The 24687-nt window shown below is 49.4% G+C and carries 22 protein-coding genes; 16 read left to right on the top strand and 6 right to left on the bottom strand.

Features of this window, described 5'->3' with window-relative positions; genetic code table 11:
• Positions 1–5 precede the first annotated feature (5 nt).
• Complete coding sequence (locus ACM6JA_RS25510; protein WP_414854638.1) at positions 6–698, top strand: aspartate/glutamate racemase family protein; 693 nt, start codon at positions 6–8, stop codon at positions 696–698.
• A gap of 89 nt (positions 699–787) precedes the next feature.
• Here ACM6JA_RS25510 and ACM6JA_RS25505 read toward each other — a convergent pair whose 3' ends face one another.
• Together ACM6JA_RS25505 and ACM6JA_RS25500 are read right to left on the bottom strand one after the other, a co-directional pair.
• On the bottom strand, positions 788–970 hold the full coding sequence (locus tag ACM6JA_RS25505) for a pentapeptide repeat-containing protein (protein WP_414854637.1): 183 nt from the start codon (positions 968–970) through the stop codon (positions 788–790).
• A complete protein-coding gene (locus ACM6JA_RS25500; protein WP_414854636.1) occupies positions 948–1259 on the bottom strand; it encodes a pentapeptide repeat-containing protein in 312 nt (103 codons plus the stop codon). Before ACM6JA_RS25500 ends, ACM6JA_RS25505 begins: the two co-directional genes overlap by 23 nt.
• A gap of 244 nt (positions 1260–1503) precedes the next feature.
• Between ACM6JA_RS25500 and ACM6JA_RS25495 the strand changes: the two genes are divergently transcribed.
• Genes ACM6JA_RS25495 through ACM6JA_RS25465 form a run of 7 tightly spaced genes read left to right on the top strand, consistent with a single transcriptional unit; the run spans position 1504 to position 9272 of the window.
• Positions 1504–2580 (top strand): putative 2-aminoethylphosphonate ABC transporter substrate-binding protein, encoded by a 1077-nt coding sequence (locus tag ACM6JA_RS25495; RefSeq protein ID WP_414854635.1) that lies wholly within the window; start codon positions 1504–1506, stop codon positions 2578–2580.
• 17 nt (positions 2581–2597) lie between these two features.
• Positions 2598–3647 (top strand): putative 2-aminoethylphosphonate ABC transporter ATP-binding protein, encoded by a 1050-nt coding sequence (locus ACM6JA_RS25490; protein ID WP_414854634.1) that lies wholly within the window; start codon positions 2598–2600, stop codon positions 3645–3647.
• 5 nt (positions 3648–3652) lie between these two features.
• On the top strand, positions 3653–5362 hold the full coding sequence (locus ACM6JA_RS25485; protein ID WP_414854633.1) for a putative 2-aminoethylphosphonate ABC transporter permease subunit: 1710 nt from the start codon (positions 3653–3655) through the stop codon (positions 5360–5362).
• Positions 5363–5365: 3 nt separating this feature from the next.
• Positions 5366–6160: a phosphonoacetaldehyde hydrolase gene (gene phnX, locus ACM6JA_RS25480; protein WP_414854632.1), complete on the top strand. Its 795-nt coding sequence runs from the start codon at positions 5366–5368 to the stop codon at positions 6158–6160.
• Positions 6157–7275, top strand: a complete 1119-nt coding sequence (gene phnW, locus ACM6JA_RS25475) for a 2-aminoethylphosphonate--pyruvate transaminase (RefSeq protein WP_414854631.1) — start codon at positions 6157–6159, stop codon at positions 7273–7275. Before phnX ends, phnW begins: the two co-directional genes overlap by 4 nt.
• A 19-nt stretch (positions 7276–7294) precedes the next feature.
• A complete protein-coding gene (locus ACM6JA_RS25470) occupies positions 7295–8458 on the top strand; it encodes a saccharopine dehydrogenase family protein (RefSeq protein WP_414854660.1) in 1164 nt (387 codons plus the stop codon).
• A gap of 25 nt (positions 8459–8483) precedes the next feature.
• A complete protein-coding gene (locus ACM6JA_RS25465; RefSeq protein ID WP_414854630.1) occupies positions 8484–9272 on the top strand; it encodes a DeoR/GlpR family DNA-binding transcription regulator in 789 nt (262 codons plus the stop codon).
• Between the two features lie 50 nt (positions 9273–9322).
• Here the strand turns inward: ACM6JA_RS25465 and ACM6JA_RS25460 are convergent, their stop codons facing one another.
• Both ACM6JA_RS25460 and ACM6JA_RS25455 read right to left on the bottom strand, forming a co-directional pair.
• Positions 9323–10969 carry a helix-turn-helix domain-containing protein gene (locus ACM6JA_RS25460; RefSeq protein WP_414854629.1) on the bottom strand — a complete coding sequence of 549 codons (1647 nt, stop codon included), beginning with the start codon at positions 10967–10969 and terminating at the stop codon, positions 9323–9325.
• Positions 10970–11074: 105 nt separating this feature from the next.
• Positions 11075–12061 (bottom strand): ABC transporter substrate-binding protein, encoded by a 987-nt coding sequence (locus tag ACM6JA_RS25455; protein WP_414854628.1) that lies wholly within the window; start codon positions 12059–12061, stop codon positions 11075–11077.
• Positions 12062–12334: 273 nt separating this feature from the next.
• On the opposite strand from ACM6JA_RS25455, the gene ACM6JA_RS25450 reads away from it, so the two are divergent.
• The 7 genes from ACM6JA_RS25450 to nagA all read left to right on the top strand — a co-directional run bounded on the left by ACM6JA_RS25450 (position 12335) and on the right by nagA (position 20909).
• Positions 12335–13327: an ABC transporter substrate-binding protein gene (locus ACM6JA_RS25450; protein ID WP_414854627.1), complete on the top strand. Its 993-nt coding sequence runs from the start codon at positions 12335–12337 to the stop codon at positions 13325–13327.
• A gap of 129 nt (positions 13328–13456) precedes the next feature.
• Positions 13457–15049, top strand: a complete 1593-nt coding sequence (locus tag ACM6JA_RS25445) for a helix-turn-helix domain-containing protein (protein WP_414854626.1) — start codon at positions 13457–13459, stop codon at positions 15047–15049.
• Positions 15050–15175: 126 nt separating this feature from the next.
• A complete protein-coding gene (locus tag ACM6JA_RS25440; protein ID WP_414854625.1) occupies positions 15176–16231 on the top strand; it encodes a FecCD family ABC transporter permease in 1056 nt (351 codons plus the stop codon).
• 2 nt (positions 16232–16233) lie between these two features.
• Entirely contained in the window at positions 16234–17265 is a 1032-nt protein-coding gene (locus tag ACM6JA_RS25435) for a FecCD family ABC transporter permease (RefSeq protein WP_414854624.1), read from the top strand.
• Between the two features lie 206 nt (positions 17266–17471).
• The gene (locus ACM6JA_RS25430; protein WP_414854623.1) at positions 17472–18506 is read left to right on the top strand and encodes an NUDIX domain-containing protein; all 1035 of its coding nucleotides are present in this window, start codon (positions 17472–17474) and stop codon (positions 18504–18506) included.
• 108 nt (positions 18507–18614) lie between these two features.
• Positions 18615–19694 carry an NAD(P)H-dependent flavin oxidoreductase gene (locus ACM6JA_RS25425; protein ID WP_414854622.1) on the top strand — a complete coding sequence of 360 codons (1080 nt, stop codon included), beginning with the start codon at positions 18615–18617 and terminating at the stop codon, positions 19692–19694.
• A 45-nt stretch (positions 19695–19739) separates the two neighbouring features.
• Positions 19740–20909, top strand: a complete 1170-nt coding sequence (gene nagA, locus ACM6JA_RS25420) for an N-acetylglucosamine-6-phosphate deacetylase (protein WP_414854621.1) — start codon at positions 19740–19742, stop codon at positions 20907–20909.
• A 152-nt stretch (positions 20910–21061) separates the two neighbouring features.
• On the opposite strand, the gene ACM6JA_RS25415 is transcribed toward nagA, so the two are convergent.
• Positions 21062–22915 carry an ABC transporter substrate-binding protein gene (locus tag ACM6JA_RS25415; protein WP_414854620.1) on the bottom strand — a complete coding sequence of 618 codons (1854 nt, stop codon included), beginning with the start codon at positions 22913–22915 and terminating at the stop codon, positions 21062–21064.
• Between the two features lie 148 nt (positions 22916–23063).
• Between ACM6JA_RS25415 and ACM6JA_RS25410 the strand changes: the two genes are divergently transcribed.
• On the top strand, positions 23064–24284 hold the full coding sequence (locus ACM6JA_RS25410; protein ID WP_414854659.1) for an MDR family MFS transporter: 1221 nt from the start codon (positions 23064–23066) through the stop codon (positions 24282–24284).
• On the opposite strand, the gene ACM6JA_RS25405 is transcribed toward ACM6JA_RS25410, so the two are convergent.
• Entirely contained in the window at positions 24274–24654 is a 381-nt protein-coding gene (locus ACM6JA_RS25405) for a VOC family protein (protein WP_414854619.1), read from the bottom strand. The two genes, ACM6JA_RS25410 and ACM6JA_RS25405, sit on opposite strands and share 11 nt — an antisense overlap.
• Positions 24655–24687 lie beyond the last annotated feature (33 nt).

The following is a 24687-nucleotide window of genomic DNA, read 5'->3' as shown; positions in this document are numbered from 1 at the left end:
GAGCAATGAAAACAATCGGATTAATTGGCGGCATGAGCTGGGAGTCCTCCTTGGTCTATTACCGTTTGATCAATGAAATCGTCAAGGAGCGGTTGGGCGGTTTGCATTCGGCAAAAAGCATCCTGTATTCCGTTGACTTTGCCGAGATCGAAGAAATGCAACGAGAAGGACGATGGGAAGAAGCCGGCGAGCGGATGGCGCTTGCGGCGAAAAGTCTGGAAGCGGCAGGAGCCGACCTGATCGTTCTCTGTACAAATACGATGCACAAGCTAGCGTATGCTATCGAGGAAGCGACCAGCCTGCCATTTCTGCATATCGCGGATGCGACAGCGCAAGCGATCGCGAACCACGGGCATAAACGAGTGGCGCTGCTTGCGACGCGATTTACGATGGAGCAGGATTTTTATACAGGGCGTCTGCGTGAAGTTCATGGATTAGAGGTGCTGCTGCCGGATGAACAAGAGCGAAAACTCGTCCATGACATCATTTATCATGAGCTGTGCGTCGGGATCATTCGCGAAGAATCCAAACGTACATACCAGGCGATTATTGAGCGATTGGTCAAGGAAGGCGCTGAGGCTGTCATCCTCGGTTGCACGGAAATCGGTCTTTTGATCACAGCCGAAGATTGTACGGTCCCGGTATTTGATACGACAGCGATTCATGCAGAGGCGGCTGTGGAGGCTGCTTTGCGGTAGATGATAGGAAAAAATAAAAGACTGAGCTCATCCCATTTGCTACTAGAATGGATGACTGAGTCTTTTTTTTGTGCAAACGTACATGTCCTTTATTTGTCCTTGATTAAATCCGAAATCAAGATACCGTTTATTTTCAATCCAGTAATGTCGCAATCCGTAATTTCCACATTGGATAAATCACAATTTCTGAATTGCCCATTTGAAAGATTACAGCTATGAAAACTTACGGGTTTATATTGCCCATCGGGATTATAATTCCCGTCTCCCTCCATAGGAAGAACCACATTGTTTAAATTCTGTTCCAAACAGATGTGCCTGGTCAATAACAGCGTGGCTAAGATTAGCGTGCTGAATGTCTAAACCCGACAAGTTTGCGTTGGAGATTTTAATTCCACTCATATTCACATCATTCAAAGTCATTTGACTCATATTTACGTTATTCATGCTGGTCTTTGCCAAGCTGACATTATCAATATCTAGTTCCTCAGCTCTGACCTCTTGCCATTTAGACCTTGATATATCCGCCATTTGCAAGTCCAACGGTTCCGCCTTCAAGTTCATTCTCATATCCCCCTTCGCATTATATATTGAGGCACTTGTAACTTCGACAGACGCCTTGTTTTCCCTTTATTACCAAGTTGCGTTTTCTACTTTCCCAAGGGATTTTGTAAAACAAACAAAACGCAACCAAACACACATAAAAACAATCAATTTACGTTACGTTCATATCCGCTTAATATTTTCCCCGTAAGATTGGTGTCGTAGGAACCAAGAAATGAACATTCCGCAAAGAGGAGAGGTTCTCATGAAGAAATGGCATTATCCTTTACTTGCTTCCGTTCTATCAATCGCGTTTTTAGCAGGATGTGGACAAGCACCAGGGTCACAACCAAACACACAAACTTCCACAAAGGAAAGTACAACCGCCTCAGGAGAGATTACGGTTTATACGGCGCTGGAGGATGACCAGATCAAAACGTATTTGGAATCCTTCAAAGCGAAATATCCAGATGTAAAGGTCAATATCGTCCGCGATTCTACAGGGATCATCACAGCAAGGCTACTGGCGGAAAAAGACAATCCACAAGCAGACGTCGTATGGGGAACAGCAGCGACAAGCCTGCTTGTACTCGAACAGCAAGGCATGCTCGAAGGCTATTCGCCGAAAGGAATCGAGAAGGTATCCCCGGAGTTTAAGGATTCCAAAGAACCTGCAAGCTGGGTAGGAATCGATGCATGGGAGACTGCGATCGCGGTCAATACCAAGGAGCTGGAAAAACGCAATCTGCCTATCCCGCGCTCATACGAAGACCTGATCAAGCCGGAGTACAAAGGGCTGATCGTGATGCCGAATCCAGCGTCTTCTGGAACTGGGCTTCTCACCATCAACGGAATCATGCAATTAAAAGGGGAGAAAGAAGGCTGGGCGTACCTCGACAAGCTGCATGAAAATATGGCGATCTACACGCATTCCGGCTCGAAGCCAGCGAAAATGGCCGCATCGGGCGAATATCCAATCGGCATTTCCTTTGGCTACCGTTCGATTACCGAGAAGAAAAAAGGCGCGCCCGTTGAAGTCGTCTTCCCAACAGAAGGCTCAGGCTGGGATGTAGAGGCGAATGCCTTGATCAAGAAGAGTCAAATCAAGCCAGAATCCAAGCTGTTCTTGGACTGGGCTATCTCGGATGAAGTCATGAAAGCCTATAACCAAAACTTCGCCATCGTCAGTGTTAAGCAAGAAGGCGCGACACTCCCGGAAGGCTACGCAGTAGATCCGATCAAGCAATTAATCAAGCTCGACCTGAATCAAGCCGCACAAAATCGTGACAACGTCTTGGCGGAGTGGGAAAAACGATACGCGACCAAGAGTGAACCCAAGTAAGCAGCGAGGAGAACAGCATGACACAATCCTATCTATCCATTCAAGGGGTCAGTAAACGCTTTGGTTTGTTTGCCGCATTGGAGCACATTTCCATCGAAATTGACAAGAATGAATTTGTTTGTCTGCTCGGCCCCAGTGGCTGCGGTAAAACGACATTACTGAGAATGCTGGCTGGATTGGAACAGCCGACGACAGGCAAGATGATCCTGGGAGGCAGGGAGATTACTTCCCTGCCACCAGCAAAACGAAACATTGCGATGATGTTCCAATCGTACGCATTGTTTCCCAATTTGACGGCTGCCGAAAACATTGCCTTTGGCCTGCAAGAAAAGAAGCTGGGGAAAAAAGAGATTGCAGCCAAAGTAGAAGAGGCGCTAGACATGGTTGATTTGTCTCATGCCGCCGCCAAATATCCCAACCAGCTCTCAGGCGGTCAACAGCAGCGAATTGCCTTGGCGCGAGCGATTGCTCTATCGCCGGATATCTTGCTTTTAGATGAACCACTATCCGCATTGGATGCAAAAGTAAGACAAAAGCTGCGCCGGGAGATTCGGCGTTTGCATGAGCAGTACGGCATGACAACAGTAATGGTCACGCATGACCAAGATGAGGCATTGACCATGGCAGACAAGATCGTCGTCATGGATCACGGCGAGGTCGTTCAGGTAGGCGCACCCGAGGAGATCTATAACACCCCAGCCACCCCGTTTGTTGCTGATTTTATCGGAGCGATCAACTTTTTTGAGTACAGTCGCTTTGAGAATGCGCAATCTGATCCGAACCGCTTACTTGCGATCAGACCGGAGCATGTGCGGATTTTGCAGCAAGAATCCGAATGCGCCATATCTGCGACTATTTCCGAGATAGAATTTCGCGGTGCTTTTTACCGAATCTTTCTAGAGTGGCAAGAGGAAGGCCAGATAAAAAAAGAGCTTCTGACAATCGATTTGATAGCGGCCGAGGCACAAAGACTTGGGATTGCCCGAGGCAAAAAGGTGTGGCTGGAGTTTCCGCTGGAGAATTTGTTGACCTTTGAGCATGCGCCAACCATAGAGGAACAGGGGTGAGCAGCATGAAGGAAATGACATCGATCTTCGATGGAAAAGCCATGCAAAAGTGGCTCATCGCTCTCGTCGTTCTTGGATTGTCAGCGAGTGTTCTGTTGCCACTTGGCCAGCTGTTTTCCAAGGCATTCTATAACAAGAGCGGTCAGTTCATCGGCCTGGACAATTTCGTTACGTACTTCTCCACCCCAGCACTGGCAGGGTCACTGAATAACACCTTGTACATTTCTGCGATGACGACGCTGATCGCAGTCACACTCGCTTTTCTGTTTGCGTATGCCTTGACGCGCAGCGGAATTCGCGGAAAACAAGTCTTTCGGGCGATCGCGCTGCTGCCGCTGTTTGCGCCCACAATGATGCACGGAATTGCCCTGACCTACCTCTTTGGGAATCAAGGGCTGGTGACGACGGGGATCTTCGGGTTGCTCCCGTTTCAATGGGACATCGACTTGTACGGCCCAGTGGGGATTATTTTGGCGGAGATCGTCTATGTTTTCCCGCAAGCGTATTTGATTCTCGCTGTTTCCCTTGCTTTTGCCGACTATCAGCTGTACGAAGCGGCGGATACGCTCGGTGCGAACCATTGGCGCAAGTTTTTTGTAGTGACGATTCCCAGTGTGAAATACGGTATCGTCAGCGCCTGCTTTGTCTGTTTTACTCTCTCGTTTACTGACTTCGGAGCACCAAAGGTTGTCGGCGGACAGTTTTCCGTACTGGCGACAGACGTCTACAAGCAGGTCATCGGTCAGCAAAATATGACGATGGGAGCAACGGTTGGGCTGCTTTTGATCATTCCCGCTCTCGTGGCGTTTGTCGTGGACCGGATTGTTGAGCGGAAGCAACACGCGGCTGTAACAGCCAAGTCTAAACCGTATAGAACCAAGGAAAATCGTTTGCGCGACTTGTTTTATTTCATTCTTTGTGTGAGCGTCAGCGGATTTTTGCTGCTTCTCATGGCTGCGGTGGTACTGGCTTCTTTCATCAAAGTATGGCCGTACAATCTGACTTTCGGCCTGGATCATTACGACTTTTCCAACGTAGCCGGAGAAGGGATCGAGCCACTGTGGAACAGCATTCTCGTTGCTTTGCTGACGGCAGTGATCGGGACGGCGGTCACGTTTATTACCGCCTACACAATTGAAAAATCCCAAGTGTGGAAGGGGCTTCGCCAAGCTGGATACTTCCTGTCGATTCTCCCGCTGGCATTGCCAGGGATGGTCATTGGGCTAGCGTACATTTTCTTCTTCAATAATCCGTCGAATCCATTTCACAGCATGTACGGAACGATCTGGATTTTGATTTTGGCGAACGTCATTCATTTTTTCGCAGTTGGCTTCATTACAGCAACAAGCGCGTTGAAAAAGCTCGATCCCGAATTCGAGCAAGCGGCAGAGTCCATGGGGATCTCGCAGACAAAGCTATTGTGGCGCGTCACGATTCCCGTCTGTATGCCGGCGATTGTCGAGATGGTGGTGTACTTTTTCATCAACTCGATGGTGACGATCTCGGCGGTTGTTTTTCTGTACGCAGCGGATTTCAAGTTGGCATCTGTCTCCATCGTCAACATGGATGACGCAGGGGATGTGGCTCCGGCAGCAGCGATGTCGGTATTGATCGTCTTCCTCAACATCATCGCACGTGCTGGCGCAGAATGGATCGCATCCAAACTTCGCAAGAGGACAACAGGGTCCTACCATGAGAAAGGTCAGGTGGCATAAATCATGAAAGCAGTAGTATTTGATTGGGCAGGAACGATGGTAGATTACGGATGTTTCGCTCCTTTAGCTGTCTTTTTACAGGTGTTCAAAAACCGGGGGATTGAGCTGACAGCAGCAGAAGCACGCGAACCGATGGGGATGCTCAAGCGCGATCATATCCAGGCACTTTGCAAAATGGAGCGGGTAGCAGCGCTATGGCAAGAGCGTTACGGTCGACTTCCGAATGAAGCGGATGTGGACGAATTGTACGCTGACTTCGAACCGATGCTGATGGCGACGCTGCACGAGTACGCCACTCCTGTTCCGGGAGCAATTGAATTGGTAGGACGACTGCGCGAGCAAGGAATCAAAATCGGCTCGACCACAGGCTACACGAGAGAAATGATGAACGTCGTAGCGGCCTCAGCTAAACAACAGGGCTACGAGCCAGATTCATTGGTCACCCCGAGTGAAGTGCCTGCTGGACGTCCGTATCCATGGATGTGCTATCAAAATGCGATCCTGCTGGATGTATATCCAATGAACGAGATGGTCAAAGTCGGTGATACGACGAGCGATATGAAAGAAGGAAGAAACGCCGGGATGTGGACCGTTGGTGTCCTGAAGGGGGGAAGCGAGCTTGGCTTGTCCTTGGAGGAAGTGACGAGCATGCCACAGGAAGAGCTGGATAAAAGGCTGGCTATCGCAACAGAACGACTGATGGCCGCGGGTGCTCACTACGTAGTCGAGGAGATCGGATGCTTGGATGAAGTGCTACAAAACATCGAGATGCGTCATGCAGGAGGAGAGAGACCATGAATCAGACACGACCAACCGACAATTCGTACTTGTTGCTCACCCCCGGACCATTGACCACTTCATCAACCGTACGCGAGGCAATGCTGCGGGACTGGTGCACCTGGGATCGTGATTACAATGAACTGGTACAGGTAATCCGCCAAAAGCTCGTCCGATTGGCAACCTCGCAGGTAGAGGAGTATACGAGCGTTTTGGTGCAAGGCAGCGGGACTTTTTGTGTCGAAGCGGTGGTGAGCAGTGCGATTCCTGCAGACGGCAAGCTGCTCGTTCTGACGAATGGCGCATACGGGGATCGGATCGTGGAAATGGCACAAGTCCATGGAATCGCGACGGAGGTAATTGATTTTGGAGAAGTAACAAAGGCCGATGTAGAGGCAGTGGAGCAGAAACTAGCGGCGGATGCAACGATCACGCATGTGGCTGTCGTGCATTCAGAAACGACTACCGGCATGCTCAATCCCATCAAAGAAATCGGTGAAGTCGCCAAGAAGTACGGAAAAGTCTATATCGTAGATGCGATGAGCAGCTTCGGTGGCATTCCGATGGATGCAGCAGAGCTCTCGATCGACTTCCTGATCTCAAGCGCAAACAAATGCATCCAAGGTGTGCCTGGCTTCGGCTTTGTCATTGCCAAAACGTCTGCGCTCATCAAATGCAAAGGGATTGCCCGTACGTTGTCCCTCGATTTGCACAGCCAGTGGAAGACGATGGAAGAGCAAAACGGAAAGTGGCGCTATACTTCTCCGACTCATGTCGTGCGAGCTTTTTATCAAGCATTGATAGAGCTTGAGGCAGAAGGGGGAGTTGAAAAACGGTACGAGCGTTACCAGCGAAATCAGCAGCTACTGGCAGAAGGCATGGAGCGCATCGGTTTTCGCATCCTGTTGCCAAAAGAATCGCAATCGCCCTTCATCACGTCCTTTTATTATCCCGAAAGCGAAGCATTCACCTTTGCAGAGCTGTATGAGCGGCTAAAGCAGGCAGGCTTCGTCATCTATCCGGGCAAAATCTCGCAAGCGGACACGTTTCGGATTGGCAATATCGGAGAGGTTTACCCAGAGGATATCGAGAGATTAATCACGGCAATGGAAAACAATCGTTTCTGGATAGAGTAAAGAATAGGAGGCTATCGTGATGAAAGTGTTTTGCTTGGGTGGAGCGGGAAATATTTGTCGAGAAGCAGTGCTTGATCTCGTGATGCATTCAGATTTTGAGCAGATCACGATCGGCGATTTTAATGAAGAGGAAGGTCGCAAGGTGGTCGAGTGGCTGAACGATCCTCGCGTAGATTTTGTTCCGGTAAATGTACGCGATCATGCGGATACGGTCCAAAAAATGCGCGGTTACGACATCGTTATGGACGGAACCACGATCACACTGAACGGCCTGTCTACTGCTGCGATTGCAGAGGCTGGCTGCCATGGCATCAATTTGAACGGTTTTGGGGAAGAAAACGCATCAGATGCGATCTTCCGCGACCATGGGAAGACTTGTCTGCCAGGCTTTGGCATGACACCTGGACTGACCCAAATGATGGCGATGCATGCAGCAAACCAGCTCGATGAAGTCGACGAAGTCCGCGTCAGTCACGGTTCCTTTCGCCCGATTGCCTTTTCCAAATCGATCACAGAGACGACGACCTACGAGTATGATCCAGACCTGCCAGGGCGCGTCGTCTATGAAAATGGCGCATTCATTCAAGTCCCGCCATTTGCTCGCCCACGCGAAATAAAGCTTCCCGATCCGTATGGAAAAACAATTCAGTACATCATTCCTCATGCAGAGACAAAAACGCTCGCACAGGCTTTGTCTCCAAAAGGGGTAAAGCTGATCGAGGTCCGGGGAACATGGCCGAAGCAAAACATGGAGCTGGTCAAAGCCCTCTATGATTATGGCTTTTTACGGAACGATCCCATCACGGTAGGGGAAACGAAGGTGGGAATCCTTGATTGTATCTCCCAATACCTCTACAATTCTAGGGAGGGAAAAGAGACGGAATTATACGGGTATTCTCTTCATGTCGAGGTAACAGGTACCAAGAACGGTCGCAAAGTAGGATACGTCCTGTACCATACACATCCGGCATCTGACGGCTCTGTAGCTGACTGGGCTGGGCTGCGCGCCTATACCCGCAACGTAGGAATCCCGCTGGCGATTGCGACTGAGCAGATCGCAAAAGGAAACGTAAAAGCTATTGGCGTCATAACACCAGAAGAAGCATTTGATCCGGCTGTGATTTTTCACGAGCTGGCAAAACGTCAGATTTACATCCATGGAGAGAAGCTCGAAATGACGTAAAGTACAATATAGGGGGACATTCGGCGTGTCGTTGTTCGGGGAAGAGCGTAAGCAAATCATTTTGCAGTTGATCAATTCCAATGGCAAGGTGCGGACCAATGAACTGGTCGAAAAGCTGCAAGTCTCGTCTGAGTCGATCCGCAGGTATTTGGAAGAGCTGGAAGCGGAGAAAAAGCTGAAGCGGGTTTATGGCGGAGCAGTAAAGCTGACAGTGGAGCGCTCTGAGCCTTCTCATTTTGCCCGTGAAGTCTTGCGAGCGGAAGAAAAGAAACGGATTGGACGGTTGGCAGCAGACTTGGTGCAAGACAGCGATACTATTGTCATCGATGAAGGGACAACGCCTTTGAAAATGATCAGCTTTCTCGTGACGAAAAAAGATTTGACGATCCTCACTAGCTCGATCACGGCGCTGAATCGATTAATCGAGTACCAAAACAATGGAATGATTGCGGCAGACATCTACTTCCTGGGTGGAAAGGTGAGCGCCAAGCATCATCGGGTAAGCGGGACCTATGCAGAGAAGATGATGAAGCAATTTTATGTGGACAAGGCGTTTATCGCGGCTGACGGGATCTTGCTCCATAAAGGCTTGACCTGCTACGAGCCGGATCGAACGGAACTCGCCCGTTGTTTCATCGAAAATGCCAATGAAAGTATTGTGTTAGCGGACCACTCCAAGATTGGGGTCAGTACATTGTGCAAGATCGCAGACTTGGGAGAGGTCGACATCGTGATCAGCGATACGGCAGCACCAGCAGAATGGAATAAAGGACTCCAAGAAAAAAATGTAGCATGGATGGTAGCAGAGGAGTAGTAGTAAGCAGGCCAGCGATTCCCCACGACAGGGAAGCTGGCCTGTTTGCTTTAGGAAGAATGGCGCAGCAAAAGTGGCAGCATATGCAGCAATCCCTCTCTGGTAAGGGCAGCGCCATAATTCCATTTTTGCGCTTCTACAAAATAGACATAGCCGTTCTGAACGGCAGGCAGACTGTGCCACCTGTCACTTTGTATGAATGTGGCGGTAGCCTGACGCGATTCGGGGTCTTCGGACAGCAGCATAAAGATCCGATCGCCTGCGTACAGGGGGATGTCCTTCTCTTGAATTTCGATAAAGCCGTAGCCAGCTTTCAGTACTTCTTGAATTTTATCCACAGGGGAAAAACCGTTTGGATGGTAGAGGGCGGAGGAAAGTCCTGAAGTGCCCATTACAAACAGTCGCCCGCCATGCTCATAAATAAAGACGGATGCAGTCTCACCTGGCACAAGCTCGGAACAGAGCTGTTTCCACATAGTGGTAGCATTCGTGTGGTATTTCCTGAGCCATTCTCGCGCCTCGTTCTTTTTCCCCAGCCAATCTCCGAGTGTATGCAACCGTTCCTCCAGCGAAGCAAATGAATTAAACGTGAGTGTTGGGGCAATCCGGCTCATCTGCTTGTATTTGTCTTCTTCTGCGTTTGCGAAAATGATCAAATCTGGCTTCAATGTCGTCAAATGATCATAGTCAACGGGAAAAGCGATGTCCTGCATGTGTCTTACCCTGTCTCGATAGATCGTTCGTTCCATCCAGGTAAAATTCCCGCCGACGATATTTTCAACATGGAGCGCGAGCAAATCATTAAACGTCTCCCCAATATAAATGATGCGTTGTGGCTGAAGGGGGATCTCTACCTCATGCCCTGTCCAGTCCTGCACGAGCTCCATGCGGTGAGTCAGCCTGGAATATTGCCTTGGCGTGTAACCGGTCGTCTTTCGAAAGCGACGATTGAAATAATACTCATCCGTGAAGCCGACCTGCGAGGCGATGTCCCGCAATGAATCGTTCGAGCTTTTCAGGAGCTTTTTCGCATGATGAATACGCAGTGCTGTCAAATACTCCAAAGGCTTTTTACCCGTCAATTGGCGAAAGAGCAGCGTGTACTGCCACGATGGCACATTGGCCAGTTGTGCCATCTGCTTGACCGTCATGTTCTCTTGATAATTTTGTTGGATATAATCAATGCTGTTCTCGACCTCTTTGCTCTTGCAAGGGATATGGTCAGGAGAGAGATTTTGCTCCAGCAAAAATCCGAGCAGCTTCTGGAACCGCAATTGCTGCCAAAAGCTGTCCATTTCAGAAGAAGTTGAACGGCCCAAGAGCAAAGCGTCACATAAGCGCAAGAGCCGGGTAGAGGGGTGAGCGTACAGCGCGATACGGCCATCAAGCAGTGCGTGTGGGTACGGTAGTGGTCTATTCTCTGCATCGAACTGAATGACGGTAAACGAGATTTGGTAGCAATCAATCGCGCTGTCGTACAAGGATTCGATAGAAAAAGGAGTAGACGGTGAAAGCAAAAAACACTTTCCTGCCAAAGGTGAAATCGTTTGGTCGTGAATACGGAGGCTGCCGTAACCTTTTGTGAAGAAGAGCAGGGTATGGAAGGGAGTGGGTGAAGGACTAGCCGTCCGCTCTACTTTACACAACTGAAAATGAAGGGAACCGAGCGGGGAATGAGGTGGTATAGAGTGAAGCATCGGTTGTGCCCTCCTTTTTATGAGAATCATTATCATTTCATTCTATCAATCGTATACAAAAGAAAGAAGCTTTTCAATCATTGTTGAAAAGCTTCTCCTAGTTCATTACTTCGCCAGGATTTCAGGAATCTTTTGCAGGAGCCATTCTCTTGTTGTCGCATCACTGCTAGATTTTTCGATGTCGATAAAGTAGACATATCCGTTTTTAACAGCAGGGAGGTCTTTCCAGATGCGTGATTGTAGCAGCTCCTGCGTTGATTTCTCAGCTTCCTCGCTCGGCGTATTCAGAATAAAGATACGATCTCCCGCTATTTCGGGCAAACGTTCCACGGAAATGAGCTCAAATCCTTTTTGTGCATCGAGTATTTCCTGAATGGGCGCAGTGGGCTTGAATCCGTTTGTATCGTAGAGGACTTGGGAAAGGCCTGTTCTTGCCATGACAAACAACCGATCACCCGGATAATAGGTAAAGACAGAGACGGTTTCTCCTTCTTTCATGATGCCAGACTCCTTCAGCTTCTTCCACATCTCTTCCGATTTACGCTTGTAATCGGCAAGCCATTTGGTGGCTGCTTCGGGTTTTCCAATCATATCACCGAGCTGGGTCATCCGCTCTTCCAACGGCGCGAATGTATCGAAAATGACGGTAGGGGCGATTTTGGCTAGCTGCTCATATTCTTTTTCTTCGGTATTTGCATGGATGATCAGGTCGGGTTGTAATTCCAGGACCTTTTCGAGATTAATGGGAAAACCGACATTCTCGACATCGTGCAGTTGGTCTTCAAAGATTTGGTTGGCGTACCCGAATCCCCCAATAGGCATAACGCCCAACGCGAGCATATCGCCAAAGGTCTCACCGGAATAGATGATTCGTGCAGGGGAGACCGGGATGTTGCCTGCATGCCCGAGATAGTCAGTATATGGACGCGTCTGGCTTTTCTGACTAGCAGCGCTGCTTGTTGTGCTCGTTGCTTCTTGTCCAAGCGTGGAAGCGGTAGTAGCTTGCGAAGCGGATGGACTGCATCCGATGAGCAAGCTGCCAGTCAGTATGAAGATTCCTAGTGTTCCGCTTATGTTGCGCATGTGTTTCATTTCTATTTTCCTCCAGTAGTCGTTTGAATCTGCTTGCTTTCAATGATAATCATTATCATATATAGCTTAGCAGCTCAATGGACAAACGTCAGAAAGCCATCATTGATTTTGTACAAAGGGAAGGATTTCACACGGACAGTTGTGGAGTTTGGACAAAAAATAATGGAGAAAATGCATTGTCAGATGGCGAGGAAACACATATGATCAGGATGCAAACAGTGAGAATGAAAATCAATTGGATAATCATCAACAGATGCGAGAGAGGGTAGAAAGATGGTAAGAACGGTTCGAAATGCAGGACTGGCATGGATGGCATTATTATTGATCATGATGCTCGTGTTAACTGCGTGTGCAGAAAAAGCAGCGGAGCCAACATCCACTGAGCAGAAAGCATCGACAGAGCAACCAGCATCGGAAGAGAACACCGCTGCGAAAACCAAAGTGGTTAAAGACGCCTATGGCGATGTAGAAATTCCGGTAAAACCAGAACGGGTAGCGGCGATTTATCAGGAGGACTTCTTGACAGCACTGGGTGTAACCCCGGTTGTCCAGTGGTATCACCCGGCGTGGGGCAAACAGGATTACCTCGGTCTAGACGTTCCGCTTTTTGATATTACGGGAAGTATTGAAGCGTTACTTGCAGCCAATCCGGATATCATCATTGTGGATGCCTACGCTGATCCCAAGAAATACGAGGAATTCAGCAAAGTAGCACCTACGTACAAGCTGCCGGATGAACTCCGTAACGATACAATTGGAAGACTCAAGAAAATCGCCGAGGTGCTAGGCGTTCCAGAAAAAGCAGACGAAGCGATCCAAAAGTATAATGAGAAAATTGCGGATACCAAGGGAAAGCTTGAAAAGGCGATTGGCAATGAAACGGTGGCCGTCATTCGTTTGAACGTGGGAAATAAGCCGAATTTGGCCCTCTTCGGAGATGGCAATGTTTACACAGGCATGCTCTATAAGGAGTTGGGACTTACGCCGTATTCAGCTGCCAAAAATCAAGAAACGCACGTGGTATTATCAGAAGAAGCCATCCCGGCTATAGATGCAGACCATATCATTGTGTTCCCGTCGAACGGCACGTGGACTTCCGAAGAAAACAAGGATGCGCTCAAGATTTTGGAGAGCCCAATCTGGAAATCTGTTCCTGCTGTGAAAAAAGGTCATGTCTACCCAATGGAGCGGACACATTGGCAATCCGGTGCCATGCTGGCCAATATGAAGAAGGCAGACGACTTGGTCAAAGCGTTTGTAAAGTAATCGAATTCAGTTGAGAAAGCGCGTCATTTCTGTTGATGCGCTTTCTTTTTTATTTGTGGAGCTTGTCGTCGGGGTGTTTACTCATTATAATATTAAATGATAATCATTCTCACGAGAAGGGTGAGGGAGATGAATAACGAAGCATCCGGGGCCAAGCTATCTCCACCATCATTTTTCGCAATGACAGCCATTCAAAAAGTAAATGTGGAAAGATGGCAGGACTATCAAGAGCCGGAAGACTACACGATGATTGTAGCATCAGACGGAGAAGGGCTCATTGAAATCGAATCATCGACATATCGGTTCACGCGGGAGCGTTGTTGGATTGCAGCACCGCGTCAGAACGTTCGGATCAGTTGCACGAGTCACGTTCTCGACTATTATTATCTGACTTTTCGTGTCGTCCACACGGGAGATCCGACGAAGGAACAAGCTACCGAGGATTTTTTCTGTATGGGGGAGTTGGCCTGCACGCCTTTTTCACGTGTCGTTGAATCGATTGCGGAGATTTACAAGCATCGCGATGCGACGGAGGCGCTGCAACGATTTTATAATCACGTGCGGTTTGAGGAATTGCTATGCGTTTTGGCCCAGCAAAATGTGCCAGGCAAAACAAGGTTGGACCCGAGGAGAGCAGTTGAACGTTCGATTGCGTATGTAGAGGAGCATTACCAGGAGCCGCTGACTGTAGAGCAGTTGGCAGAGGAAGCGCATGTTGCACGTTGGCGATATACAAAGCTCTTTAAAGAAATGACGGGACAACTACCACTTGATTACATCCATCATCTGCGGATGAATCAGGCGAAGCAGCTACTGCTCATGACAGGTGATCGGATCAACGAGATTGCCCAAAATGTCGGATTCAACAGCGAGTATTATTTCAATCGTCGTTTTAAGCAGAGTGTAGGCATCGCGCCAGGAAAATATCGCAACATTCATCGGGATGATTTACGAGTCGTCTCTCTTTATATGGAGGATTATTTGCTAGCCCTTGGCATTCGACCCGTCGTTCAATGGGCGCATACATATTGGGGGCAGCAGGACTATTTGGGCCTACATGATATACCGGCGTACGATGTGCTGACAGATGACGTGCAGCTCTTGTCCAGTCGTTCACCAGATGTCATTATGCTTCGAGAGTGTACAGGCTGGAAGGCGGATGTGTATGCCAAATGTGCCCGGATCGCCCTTACATGCGTGATTCGGCAGTTCGGACCTGAGTGGCGAAAAACATTGCGCACCCTCGGTGATCGGTTGGGCAGAAGTGAATTGGCAGAGCGGTCAATCGAGCAGTATGAACAAAAAGTAAGAGCTGCCAAAAATGTAATGGGACGCAGTCTCAAAGGGCAGAAGGTAGCCTTCTTGCGCATCTCGGCCGATCAAATCCTCATAGAGAAAAACTACACATCGCAGGTGTTGTTTCAAGATTTAGAAATGGAGCCAGCCACGCTGGTAAAAAAACAATTTGCCAAGCAGGTGAGAGAAGGGGTATCGTGGGAAGAGTTGTCAACACTGGATGCCGATCACATTTTTTTCGCCTTTGACAAATGGCATCAGGGAAAACCAGATGCCGAACAGCTACAGCTCAACCACTCCGTGTGGCAAGCGCTTCCTGCTGTCCAAAACAAGCGGGCGTACCAGGTGGATTTCATGACCTGGATGAATCACGGTGTGATCGCCAACGGAAAAAAGGTCGACGATGTCCTAAAAGTATTAGCGTAAATGTACAAAGACAACTTCGCAATTGTCCATTGACACTGTTTTCATGCTTCGCCTAAAATTCTTATATGATAATAAGAATCAATATCAACAACTCAGCTCCAAACTAACGAAAAAAAGGTGGCACGTATGGGTCAACACGCACATTCTCTGAAAGAGGGGAATAACGGAAAGCCGGTTGCGTTTCGCTCTCGCCCTTGGGCAGCGACGCTAATTTTGACTGGCGGAGTTTTCGCATTAATACTGGGGATGTTTTTGTCTGTGTCATTTGGAGCAGCCGACATCCACTTTGCTGTCGTATGGGAAGCTATTTTTCAATTTAATCCTGATATTACACAACACCAAATTATTCAGGAGATTCGTTTGCCGCGTCTGCTCGGCGGTGCAATGGTCGGAGCCAGCCTCGCTGTTGCAGGTGCCATCATGCAAGGGATGACACGCAACCCGCTGGCGGATTCCGGATTGCTTGGTCTGAACGCAGGTGCCGGATTTGTTTTGGCTCTCTGCTTCGCTTTTTTCCCGGGTCTGCCGTTCATGTACCTGATTCTCTACAGCTTTTTGGGTGCTGGCGTCGGGGCAGGTATGGTTTACGGGATTGGTTCCTTGGCAAAAGGCGGCTTGACTCCGGTGCGCCTCGTTTTGGCGGGTGCTGCATTGACCGCACTATTGTCTGCGTTAAGCGAAGGGATTGCTCTTTACTTTAAAATTGGACAAGATTTGGCCTTCTGGTATGCAGGCGGTGTGGCGGGAACCAAATGGTTTCAGCTCGAAGTCATGTTCCCGTGGATTCTCGCAGCGCTTATTGGTGCCATGATGTTGTCACGTTCCATCACGATGCTCAGTCTTGGAGAAGATGTTGCAAAAGGATTGGGGCAGCGCACGGCGTTAGTGAAACTGGCAGGCATGATCATCGTTCTGATTTTGGCTGGATCAGCAGTCGCCGTTGTTGGGGCAGTAGGCTTTGTTGGATTGATCGTTCCGCATTTGACCCGCTTTTTGGTTGGGGTCGATTACCGATGGATCATTCCTTGCTCAGCCATTCTGGGCAGCTTGCTCGTCGTTTTCGCTGATTTGGCAGCAAGAATGGTAAATCCACCGTATGAGACGCCGTTAGGGGCACTTATTGCGCTAATCGGTGTACCGTTCTTCCTTTACTTGGCGCGTAAAGAAAGAAGGGAGATGTAATCATGCAGCATATTGTTTCCCATTACCAAACTCGCAAAAGAAATAAAGCCTTTGCGGTTATGACGATACTCGCTATCCTCATTTTCATCGCGTTTATCATCAGTATGAACACAGGCTACATACGATTGTCACCAAGCGATCTGCTGCTGACGCTGATCGGTTCTGGAACAGACAAACAAAACTTGATCTTGTTTGAATTCCGCTTACCGCGGATTGTTATTTCCCTCCTGATTGGGGCAGGGCTTGCCGTATCCGGGTGTATTATTCAAGGGATTTCCCGCAATGCATTGGCCGAACCTGGTATTTTAGGGATCAACGCTGGTGCTGGCTTGATGGTGATGCTGTTCATTTCGTTTTATCCATCAACGTCTGCGGCACCTGTTTTTTTACTGCCAGTGTTGGCTTTGATTGGAGCCAGCGTGACAGCAGGGCTGATCTTCGCATTATCTTATAAAAGACACAAGGGATTGTCTCCGACCCGTATTATTTTGACGGGAATTGCAGTGGCGGCTGGGATGAGTGCTGCGATGATCGTCTTGACGCTGAAGCTGAGTCCGGACAAGTACCAGTTTGTGGCGACTTGGCTCGCCGGTAGTATCTGGGGGACCAACTGGAAGTTCGTTCTTTCGTTGCTGCCTTGGATCGCTATTTTAATCCCTTATGTTTTTTACAAAGCACGTGTTATGAACGTGCTCAATTTGGGAGAAGAGTTGGCAAAAGGCTTGGGTGCACCCGTTGGCAAAGAGCAATTGAAGCTGCTGGCTGCTGCAGTCGGGCTTGCCGCTTCCTGCGTGGCAGTGAGTGGAGGCATCGGTTTTGTCGGGTTGATCGGTCCACATTTGGCCCGCAGACTAGTGGGGCCAAAGCATGAGATGCTTTTGCCTACATCAGCGCTGACGGGCGCGCTATTGGTCACCGTGGCTGATACTATCGGACGCTGGATCATGCAGCCGTCAGAGATTCCGACTGGTATCGTTGTAGCCGTTATCGGTGCTCCGTATTTCTTGTACTTGCTGGCACGTTCAAAAGCATAGTTTCGCAAATTGTGGATTTGGCGAGCGTTTTCCCGTCTAGGTACGAGGGAAGCGCTTGTTTTTGTATAGGGTGAAGTGGGGGAACAGGCAATTTGGGAATTGAAAAGAGGGAAATGTTGGAGGACAATGGGGAGAAGAAGCAACCGCCTTGTGTTTGTTATAATAACAGCATGAGCATGTATCGGGACGAGAAGGAGTAAAGGCATATGATCGATCGATTAGACCACTTGGTTTTGACGGTAAAAGACATCGAAGCAACCTGTCACTTTTACGAAAAAGTCCTGGGAATGAAGGCTGTAACCTTTGGCGACGGCAGGAAGGCCCTGCACTTCGGCCAGCAAAAAATCAATTTGCATCAATCTGGACAAGAATGGGAGCCAAAAGCGATGCATCCAGTCGCAGGCTCCGCTGATCTGTGTCTTGTCACATCGCTTCCACTGGAGCAAGTCATCCAGCATATTCATGCATGCGGCGTCCATTTGGTGGAAGGACCTGTTGAAAAAACGGGCGCCATCGGGCCGATTCGTTCGGTGTATTTACGTGATCCGGACCATAATTTGATCGAGGTCTCCCAGTACTTGCCACAGGATTCAGGGGCGGCTTCTCTTGCTCCTGCCATCAAGGAGATTTCTAAGAGATTGCAAGAACGTGAACGAGGGACGAGCGGCGCATACAGTGTCTTGCTCCCGCTCGTCAAAATGGCTGACAACCAGCTAGGCATTTTATTTGAAAAAAGAGCCAGCACTATGCGGCGACAGGCGAATGAGGTTTGTTTTCCGGGAGGGCGAGCTGAGAAGAGTGACGAATCCCGTTGGGCGACGGCTGCTCGGGAAACAAGCGAGGAGCTGGGTATTCCACTTGAGCAGATTCATTATGTAGGCGAGCTCGATCAGGTGATTGGGCCAGGCTCCTCTATCATTACGCCCTTTATTGGATACGTGGAAGGAATTCCAGATATGAAGCCGAATCCAGACGAGGTCGGAGAGGTCTTTATCCTTCCACTCGATCGTCTATTGGCAACACAGCCAGCGAAGTATCTTTCCTCTGTCATGACCGAGCCCGAAGCGGATTTTCCTTATCATCTGATCCCGGGTGGCAAGCGATATCCGTGGCGAAAAGGGACAGTCGAGCATTTGTTTTACGAGGTGGACGGGCGTGTCATCTGGGGGTTAACCGCCCGGGTGTTGGCTCAGTTTCTTGAATGGATTCGCAGCGACGACCAATCACCGAGTAAACAATAAAAGCGGTTGTTCAAAAAGTCGTCTTTTGATCACGAAGGGGGTCATGGGAGCTCTCGGTGCTGAAAAGCCAACTTTTTGAACAATTATTAGTTGAGGAGTGAAAAAACCATGTGGGTAAGCAATCCTATCACTTCCCGTTTACATTTGAAATGGCCGATTATTCAGGCGCCAATGGCAGGGGGAGCGACCACACCTGCGCTGGTAGCCGCTGTCTCAGAAGCAGGGGGACTCGGAACGCTCGGTGCGGCGTATATGTCTCCTGAGCAGATTCGTGAGGCGATCAAGTCCATTCGGGTCCTAACGGACAAACCGTTTGGCGTGAATCTGTTTATTCCCGAAGATTTCGATGCCGATCAGCCGATCGCAGAAGGCGTTGCCCAGGCAATGAATGATGTGCGAGATCGATTGGGCATCCCGCACAATCCGCAGGTAACGCAATTTACAGAGCCGTTTGCTGAGCAGATGGCTGTCGTCTTGGAGGAGGTGCCCGCCGTTTTCAGCTTTACCTTTGGGGTTCTGGATCATCGCTTGATGGCAGAGTTGAAGCAGCGGGGAATCACTGTCATTGGAACAGCGACAACCGTTCGCGAAGCGATTGCATTGGAAGTGAGCGGAGTCGATATGATTGCCGCCCAAGGAAGCGAAGCAGGGGGGCACCGTGGTTCCTTTTTGCCGGATTCGCCAAGCAATATGATTGGAACAATGGCGCTCGTCCCGCAAATCGTGGATCGGGTCAAGATTCCCGTAATCGCGGCTGGAGGGATCATGGATGGGCGGGGGATCGCAGCAGCACTCGCGCTCGGGGCACAGGCGGCACAGCTCGGAACGGCTTTTCTGACGTGCAAGGAGAGCGGAGCACATGCCCTGCACAAGAAAGCCATTCTGGCAACGCGTGAAGAGTCCATCGTGATGACACGTGCTTTCTCTGGAAAATGGGCAAGGGGCATTCAAAATGAGTTTATGACAACGCTCGCCCCACTTGATCCCGAGCTCCCGACCTATCCGGTACAAAATGCCCTGACCAAAGACATTCGAGCCGCTGCGAGCAAACAGCAACAAAGTGCGTACATGTCGATGTGGGCGGGACAGGCAGCTCCACTCAGCCAGGAAATTAGCGCGAGTGAGCTCGTTGAAAAGCTGGCAGCGGAGACGACGAGGATTTGCAGCAATCTGGGGCAACCTCAGTAGAATAAACGCGCAAAGAAAGCCACGCTAAAGAAGGAGGAAATCAAATTGAACCAGGAATACGCTCTCAAAGGGAACCTTGTCGCAGATGGACAGGAATTGCATAATGGTCTCGTAGTCGTGGGAAATGGAACGATCACCTATGCTGGCAGGGCTGATGAGTATGGGAAAGCTTTGCCAGATCATGTGGTGACAGTAGAGGATGGATGGATTTGCCCTGGATTCGTCGATATGCACATGCATGGGATTGACGGATACGACACGATGGACGGGACGCCGGAATCACTTCAGGCCATCTCAGCTGCACTTGCACGGCATGGGGTGACGTCTTTTTTGGCGACGACGATGACGGCTCCTTATGATCAATTGGAGCAGGTGCTGGTAAACATCGCGCAGAACAGCAGGGAAGGGCTTCCGGGGGCACAAGCGATCGGCATCCATCTGGAAGGTCCGTGGATCAATCCTCGTTACAAGGGAGCGCAAAAAGAAGAAAACATTGCGATACCCAAGCTCGATGCAGTGCAAAAGCTTTACGGGCTTTCAGAAGGTCTGATCAAGGTCGTGACGATTGCGCCTGAACAACCGGAAGCACTTGAAGCGATTGCTTGGTTAAAAGAACGCGATGTCATCGTGTCTGCTGGACATACAGGAGCTACGTTCGCCCAGGCGACGGAAGCGGTAGATGCGGGCGTGCGCCATTTTACACATTGCTTCAATGCCATGACAGGGCTGCATCATCGAGAGCCGGGCGTAGTGGGCGCCGCGATGTATCATGAGCAGCTGAGCACAGAGCTGATCGCAGATGGCATCCATGTGCATCCAGCAGTCATGAAGATTTTGTATCGGGTCAAAACGGCAGAACGTCTCGCCCTCGTCAGCGATTCCATGCGGGCGGCCGCGATGGGCGAAGGGACGTACGACCTTGGTGGGCAAGAGGTTCACGTCCACGACAATCAGGCGAAGCTCGTTGATGGGACGCTTGCCGGAAGCATTTTGACGCTGAATCGAGCGGTCGGGAATATGGTGACGTTGAGCGGCGTCTCTTTGCCAGATGCAGTGGAAATGGCTTCTCTTACACCAGCAAGCATCCTTGGCTTTGGCGAGCGTAAAGGACGTCTGGCGGCAGGGTATGATGCAGATATTACTGTATTGAATTCACAATTTGACGTGACCATGACGTACGTTGCTGGTAAAGAAGTCTATCACCAGTCAAAATAGTTTCTTAATAGAAAAAAGCAGTCCAAGGTCGCTCTTGGATTGCTTTTTTTAGCATGAAAGAATAAAGATGTCCCCGGACGGTTGTGGTCGGGGCGGAGGCCGAAGCGTTGACTGGAAATGCACTTCTTCCTCCACGACAGCTCCGCCTCTCGTTACAACTGCTGCTGCAACGCATCCGGTTGAAACCATATTTTATGAAAGTCCAGCCAGCCCGACGAATTGATCGACACGCCTCGTAGAGACTTATGGAACGAGGTAAAGGTCTTTTTCTGAACCAGATACAAGACAGCATAGTTTTCCTTGATCATGGCTTCGATCCTGGCGAGATGGTGTTCCCGAGCAAGCCGGTCTGGTTCCTGAAACGTCAAGCAAATCTCCTTGTTGATGGCCAAAGCCAATGATTCATCAAATGCGGGGAGAAAGTAATTTCTTTGCAAATACATCTCCAACTCGCTAATTTGATCGCTGCTAAACACATTGCCGTACAGCTGGCAGTCATGTTCGGGCAAGCAATCGCGATTCGAAAATTCCCATGGTTCTCTCACGGCGACTTCCAGATTAATGCCATAATCGGCGCATCGTTGTTGAATCCATAGCGCATCTTCTTCGTGGTAGGCTGTGGTCACGAGACGTAATGTTTCTCCCTGATAGTCGCTTTCCTGTAGCAGGGACATGATTTCAGTATGGCAGAGCTGCTCGTTCTCTCTCGCTCTTACCTCCCTTAAAACAGGGTGATACGTGCGGAAGCTTTTCGCCGGGTAGATGCGATCACCGCCCAAGTCGGCAATCATTTGATCCCGATCAATCAGTTTATCAAGCGCCTGACGAAACTTGAAATGATTGTGCGGCCCGCTCTTCCACTGGTTAAAAACAAGCAAATTACAACAGGAAAAAAACGCCTCCGTATCGCACCAGTCCTGACCATCCTGAATGACTGCTTCCTTCAATGCTTGTGCTTTCGTCTGGACCCCGTGCGACACCATCACAGACGCCCAATTTGGTTCTTTTAGGCGGCCCATGTCCAGCTCGGGGAAGATCAAGATTTCCACACGATCCAACTGCGGTCTCCCCAGAAAATGAGCAGGAAATGCCTCCAAAATACAGATCCCCTCGTCAAGACGGACCAGTTGAAATGGCCCCGTTCCAATTGGCTTTTCTCCGAAGCCACCCTCATCATTGCGCACGATTTCCTCGGGAACAATGCTAGCAGGAATAGTCGCCAACAGCCGCAGCAACAAGTAATTTGATTCTTTTAGCAGGATGCGCACGGTTCTGTCATCAATGGCGATGAGCTGATCTATGTCACGAAACATCCAGCTTGCTTCATACGTGTCTGGATGCAAGCGAAGCCGATTCAGGGAAAAAACAACATCATGAGCAGTCAGTTCCCGCCCATGGTGAAACAGCACGTTCTTTTTCAAATAAAAGGTCCATGCTGTGGCATCAGGACTGCTTTCCCACGAGTGGGCGATGGAAGGTAAAATCGAACGACTATTCGGATCATAATGGACGAGCGTATTGAAAATTTGTCCTGCCAGATGTGCATCGAAGTGGTAGTAAACCAGACCAGGATCCAGCGTCACAATCGTGCGGTACACCGGAAAGCGGATGATATCTTGGGACCGGTTCGATACCGAGTGGCTGGAGAAGCCCATTTCTTCCGAGAGCCAATCCATGATTTGGTCTTTGACGGCTGCTTTGCCGTAGCGATTCATGAGCTCCATCGCTTCTTTGACGTCGCCCTTGTCTATTTGCAGCTTGACCTCGGCGAAGAGGATTTCATCGTAATCAGCATGAATCGTCATGACCGAGACATTCCCTCGCCCGCGACCCGCCTTCCATTCGACCCAATCCAGCTCGACTAGTTTACGGACAATCAGCTTGGCGTAGCGAGGCGTACAGTGCCAAATCCCAGCCAGCTTTTCGATGGTGACAGGGAACGGTTTCCCGATTTCTTCTTGATGAAAAGACGAACGAAGCTCTAAAAAATGCAGAACGGTAACCATCCTGGCCCCCATTTCTCAGATAAAAATGCATGCTCGAAAAGGTGATCGGATTCAATCAAATCGAACCCTTTTTCCCCTTTTTCTAGTTCCATATACTGAAGATAACACGAGAGATAACAAACGGGAATGGGAAAGAGAGATGGGGAGAATGAGATTTCATCCGGTGGCATGGGGTGTCCTTATCGGAACATTTTTGTCACGCACAGGATTTTTTATGACGCTTCCGTTTTTGGGCATTTATTTAGGAAAGGTAAAAGGAATTGATCCGGCGATCGTTGGCTCGATCCTCGCACTCAGCTTGCTGGTCGGAACGATTAGCAGCTTTGCTGGGGGAGCACTATCAGACCGATTGGGCAGATATCCTGTGATGATTACTGCGATGGGAGCTTGGAGCATTGTCTTGATTGGATACGTATTTGCAACGGAGACGTGGATGTTCTTTGTTTTAAGTGCCTGTAATGGCCTTTTTCGAAACGTATTTGAGCCGACAGCCCGCGCCCTGCTGGCGGATGTCACGTCGGATGAGCAGCGGGCAGCTGTTTTCAATGCCAGGTATTTCGCGATCAACTTGGGTGGAGCAATCGGTCCGTTAATCGGCTTGCAGCTAGGTGCAGGAAGTACATCCTTGTTGCCGTTCTTCGTCACAGCCATCATTTTTGCAGTGTATGCAGCCATACTGGTGGTATTTATGATCATATTCAAGGAACAACTGAAGAAGGACGTGACTGCTGAACCGGTCACCATGAATCAGATGGCACGCATTGTTTTTACAGACAAAGTATTTCTTTACTTGTTGCTCGGGAATTTGTTCGTCGCTGGTGCCTACTCACATCTGGACACCACACTCTCGCAGTACATTGGGCATGATCGAATAGAAGCGTATTCCTTTTTATTTGTAGTGAATACCATCTCGGTTTTAGCACTTCAATATCCGCTCGCCAAATTTATGAAGCGGTACTCATCGATGACCGCGTTGAAGCTGGGCTGTCTATTGTTTGGACTGGGGCTATTCGGTTTCGGGCTATTTACGAATTTGTTTTGGCTCTCCGTGTCGATGGTGGTATTTACGATCGGTGAAATCTTGTGTTTTGTCGTGGGAGATATCCTGATCGGGGAGATCGCTCCCCAGCATTTACGTGGAGCGTATTACGGCGCCAGCGGCTTTGCCTTCCTTGGACAGAGTGTTTGTGCCTGGATCGGCGGGGTGTTGCTCCAGGTACTCGGTTTTGGACAAGGGCCGCTCATCTTCGCCATCCTCATGCTGTTGACCTTTATCGCGCTTCCGTTCTATCAACGCGGCCAGTATTTATGGGATCAGCGGCAACATCAAAAGAAAAGCTGTGAAAAATCCTCACAAGTTATGATTTGAATATGTTCTTCTGAATGACTCCCCACATGTTTCCGCTCGGGTCAAAAAACTTGAGCACCCATCCGAAGCCATCGTTTTGGTAGTGGGTAATCGAGACTTCATGGGCCTGCAAATAATCATGAAGTGCATGCACATCGGAAGTGGTGTACAAAAAGACAGGCATGGGTTGATGATCAACGGTAAAGGTTGTGGACGTCTGCTCATCCGTTTCCCAGATCATCAAGGTGGGCCCCGCAGACAGGGCAAGAAAAGCGGAAGTACGATACCGCGCCTGTAAGGAAAAGCCAAGGTGATTGCAGTACCAGACAATGGCCTCTTCCAAATTTTTTACGGGAACTTGTACGTGAAGCAACGATTCCAAATGTGCCATGATCAATCATTCCCCTCTCCATACTTTTTCTTT

The sequence above is a fragment of the Brevibacillus sp. IT-7CA2 genome, from assembly GCF_949767855.1.
Classification (GTDB): Bacteria; Bacillota; Bacilli; order Brevibacillales; family Brevibacillaceae; genus Brevibacillus.
The sequence above is the reverse complement of the archived record's forward strand: the minus strand, read 5'-3'. Positions and strand labels throughout refer to the sequence as shown.

Bases quoted from the DNA above. Each gene is read 5' to 3' on its own strand.
- ACM6JA_RS25435 (WP_414854624.1), top strand. From the start codon at position 16,234: ATGCAGCATATTGTTTCCCATTACCAAACTCGCAAAAGAAATAAAGCC.
- ACM6JA_RS25410 (WP_414854659.1), top strand. From the start codon at position 23,064: ATGAGATTTCATCCGGTGGCATGGGGTGTCCTTATCGGAACATTTTTG.
- ACM6JA_RS25485 (WP_414854633.1), top strand. From the start codon at position 3,653: ATGAAGGAAATGACATCGATCTTCGATGGAAAAGCCATGCAAAAGTGG.
- ACM6JA_RS25450 (WP_414854627.1), top strand. From the start codon at position 12,335: ATGGTAAGAACGGTTCGAAATGCAGGACTGGCATGGATGGCATTATTA.
- ACM6JA_RS25425 (WP_414854622.1), top strand. From the start codon at position 18,615: ATGTGGGTAAGCAATCCTATCACTTCCCGTTTACATTTGAAATGGCCG.
- ACM6JA_RS25495 (WP_414854635.1), top strand. From the start codon at position 1,504: ATGAAGAAATGGCATTATCCTTTACTTGCTTCCGTTCTATCAATCGCG.
- phnW (WP_414854631.1), top strand. From the start codon at position 6,157: ATGAATCAGACACGACCAACCGACAATTCGTACTTGTTGCTCACCCCC.
- ACM6JA_RS25405 (WP_414854619.1), bottom strand. From the start codon at position 24,654: ATGGCACATTTGGAATCGTTGCTTCACGTACAAGTTCCCGTAAAAAAT.
- ACM6JA_RS25470 (WP_414854660.1), top strand. From the start codon at position 7,295: ATGAAAGTGTTTTGCTTGGGTGGAGCGGGAAATATTTGTCGAGAAGCA.
- ACM6JA_RS25460 (WP_414854629.1), bottom strand. From the start codon at position 10,969: ATGCTTCACTCTATACCACCTCATTCCCCGCTCGGTTCCCTTCATTTT.
- ACM6JA_RS25440 (WP_414854625.1), top strand. From the start codon at position 15,176: ATGGGTCAACACGCACATTCTCTGAAAGAGGGGAATAACGGAAAGCCG.
- ACM6JA_RS25430 (WP_414854623.1), top strand. From the start codon at position 17,472: ATGATCGATCGATTAGACCACTTGGTTTTGACGGTAAAAGACATCGAA.
- ACM6JA_RS25500 (WP_414854636.1), bottom strand. From the start codon at position 1,259: ATGAACTTGAAGGCGGAACCGTTGGACTTGCAAATGGCGGATATATCA.
- ACM6JA_RS25445 (WP_414854626.1), top strand. From the start codon at position 13,457: ATGAATAACGAAGCATCCGGGGCCAAGCTATCTCCACCATCATTTTTC.
- ACM6JA_RS25510 (WP_414854638.1), top strand. From the start codon at position 6: ATGAAAACAATCGGATTAATTGGCGGCATGAGCTGGGAGTCCTCCTTG.
- ACM6JA_RS25505 (WP_414854637.1), bottom strand. From the start codon at position 970: ATGGAGGGAGACGGGAATTATAATCCCGATGGGCAATATAAACCCGTA.
- ACM6JA_RS25455 (WP_414854628.1), bottom strand. From the start codon at position 12,061: ATGAAACACATGCGCAACATAAGCGGAACACTAGGAATCTTCATACTG.
- ACM6JA_RS25490 (WP_414854634.1), top strand. From the start codon at position 2,598: ATGACACAATCCTATCTATCCATTCAAGGGGTCAGTAAACGCTTTGGT.
- phnX (WP_414854632.1), top strand. From the start codon at position 5,366: ATGAAAGCAGTAGTATTTGATTGGGCAGGAACGATGGTAGATTACGGA.
- ACM6JA_RS25415 (WP_414854620.1), bottom strand. From the start codon at position 22,915: ATGGTTACCGTTCTGCATTTTTTAGAGCTTCGTTCGTCTTTTCATCAA.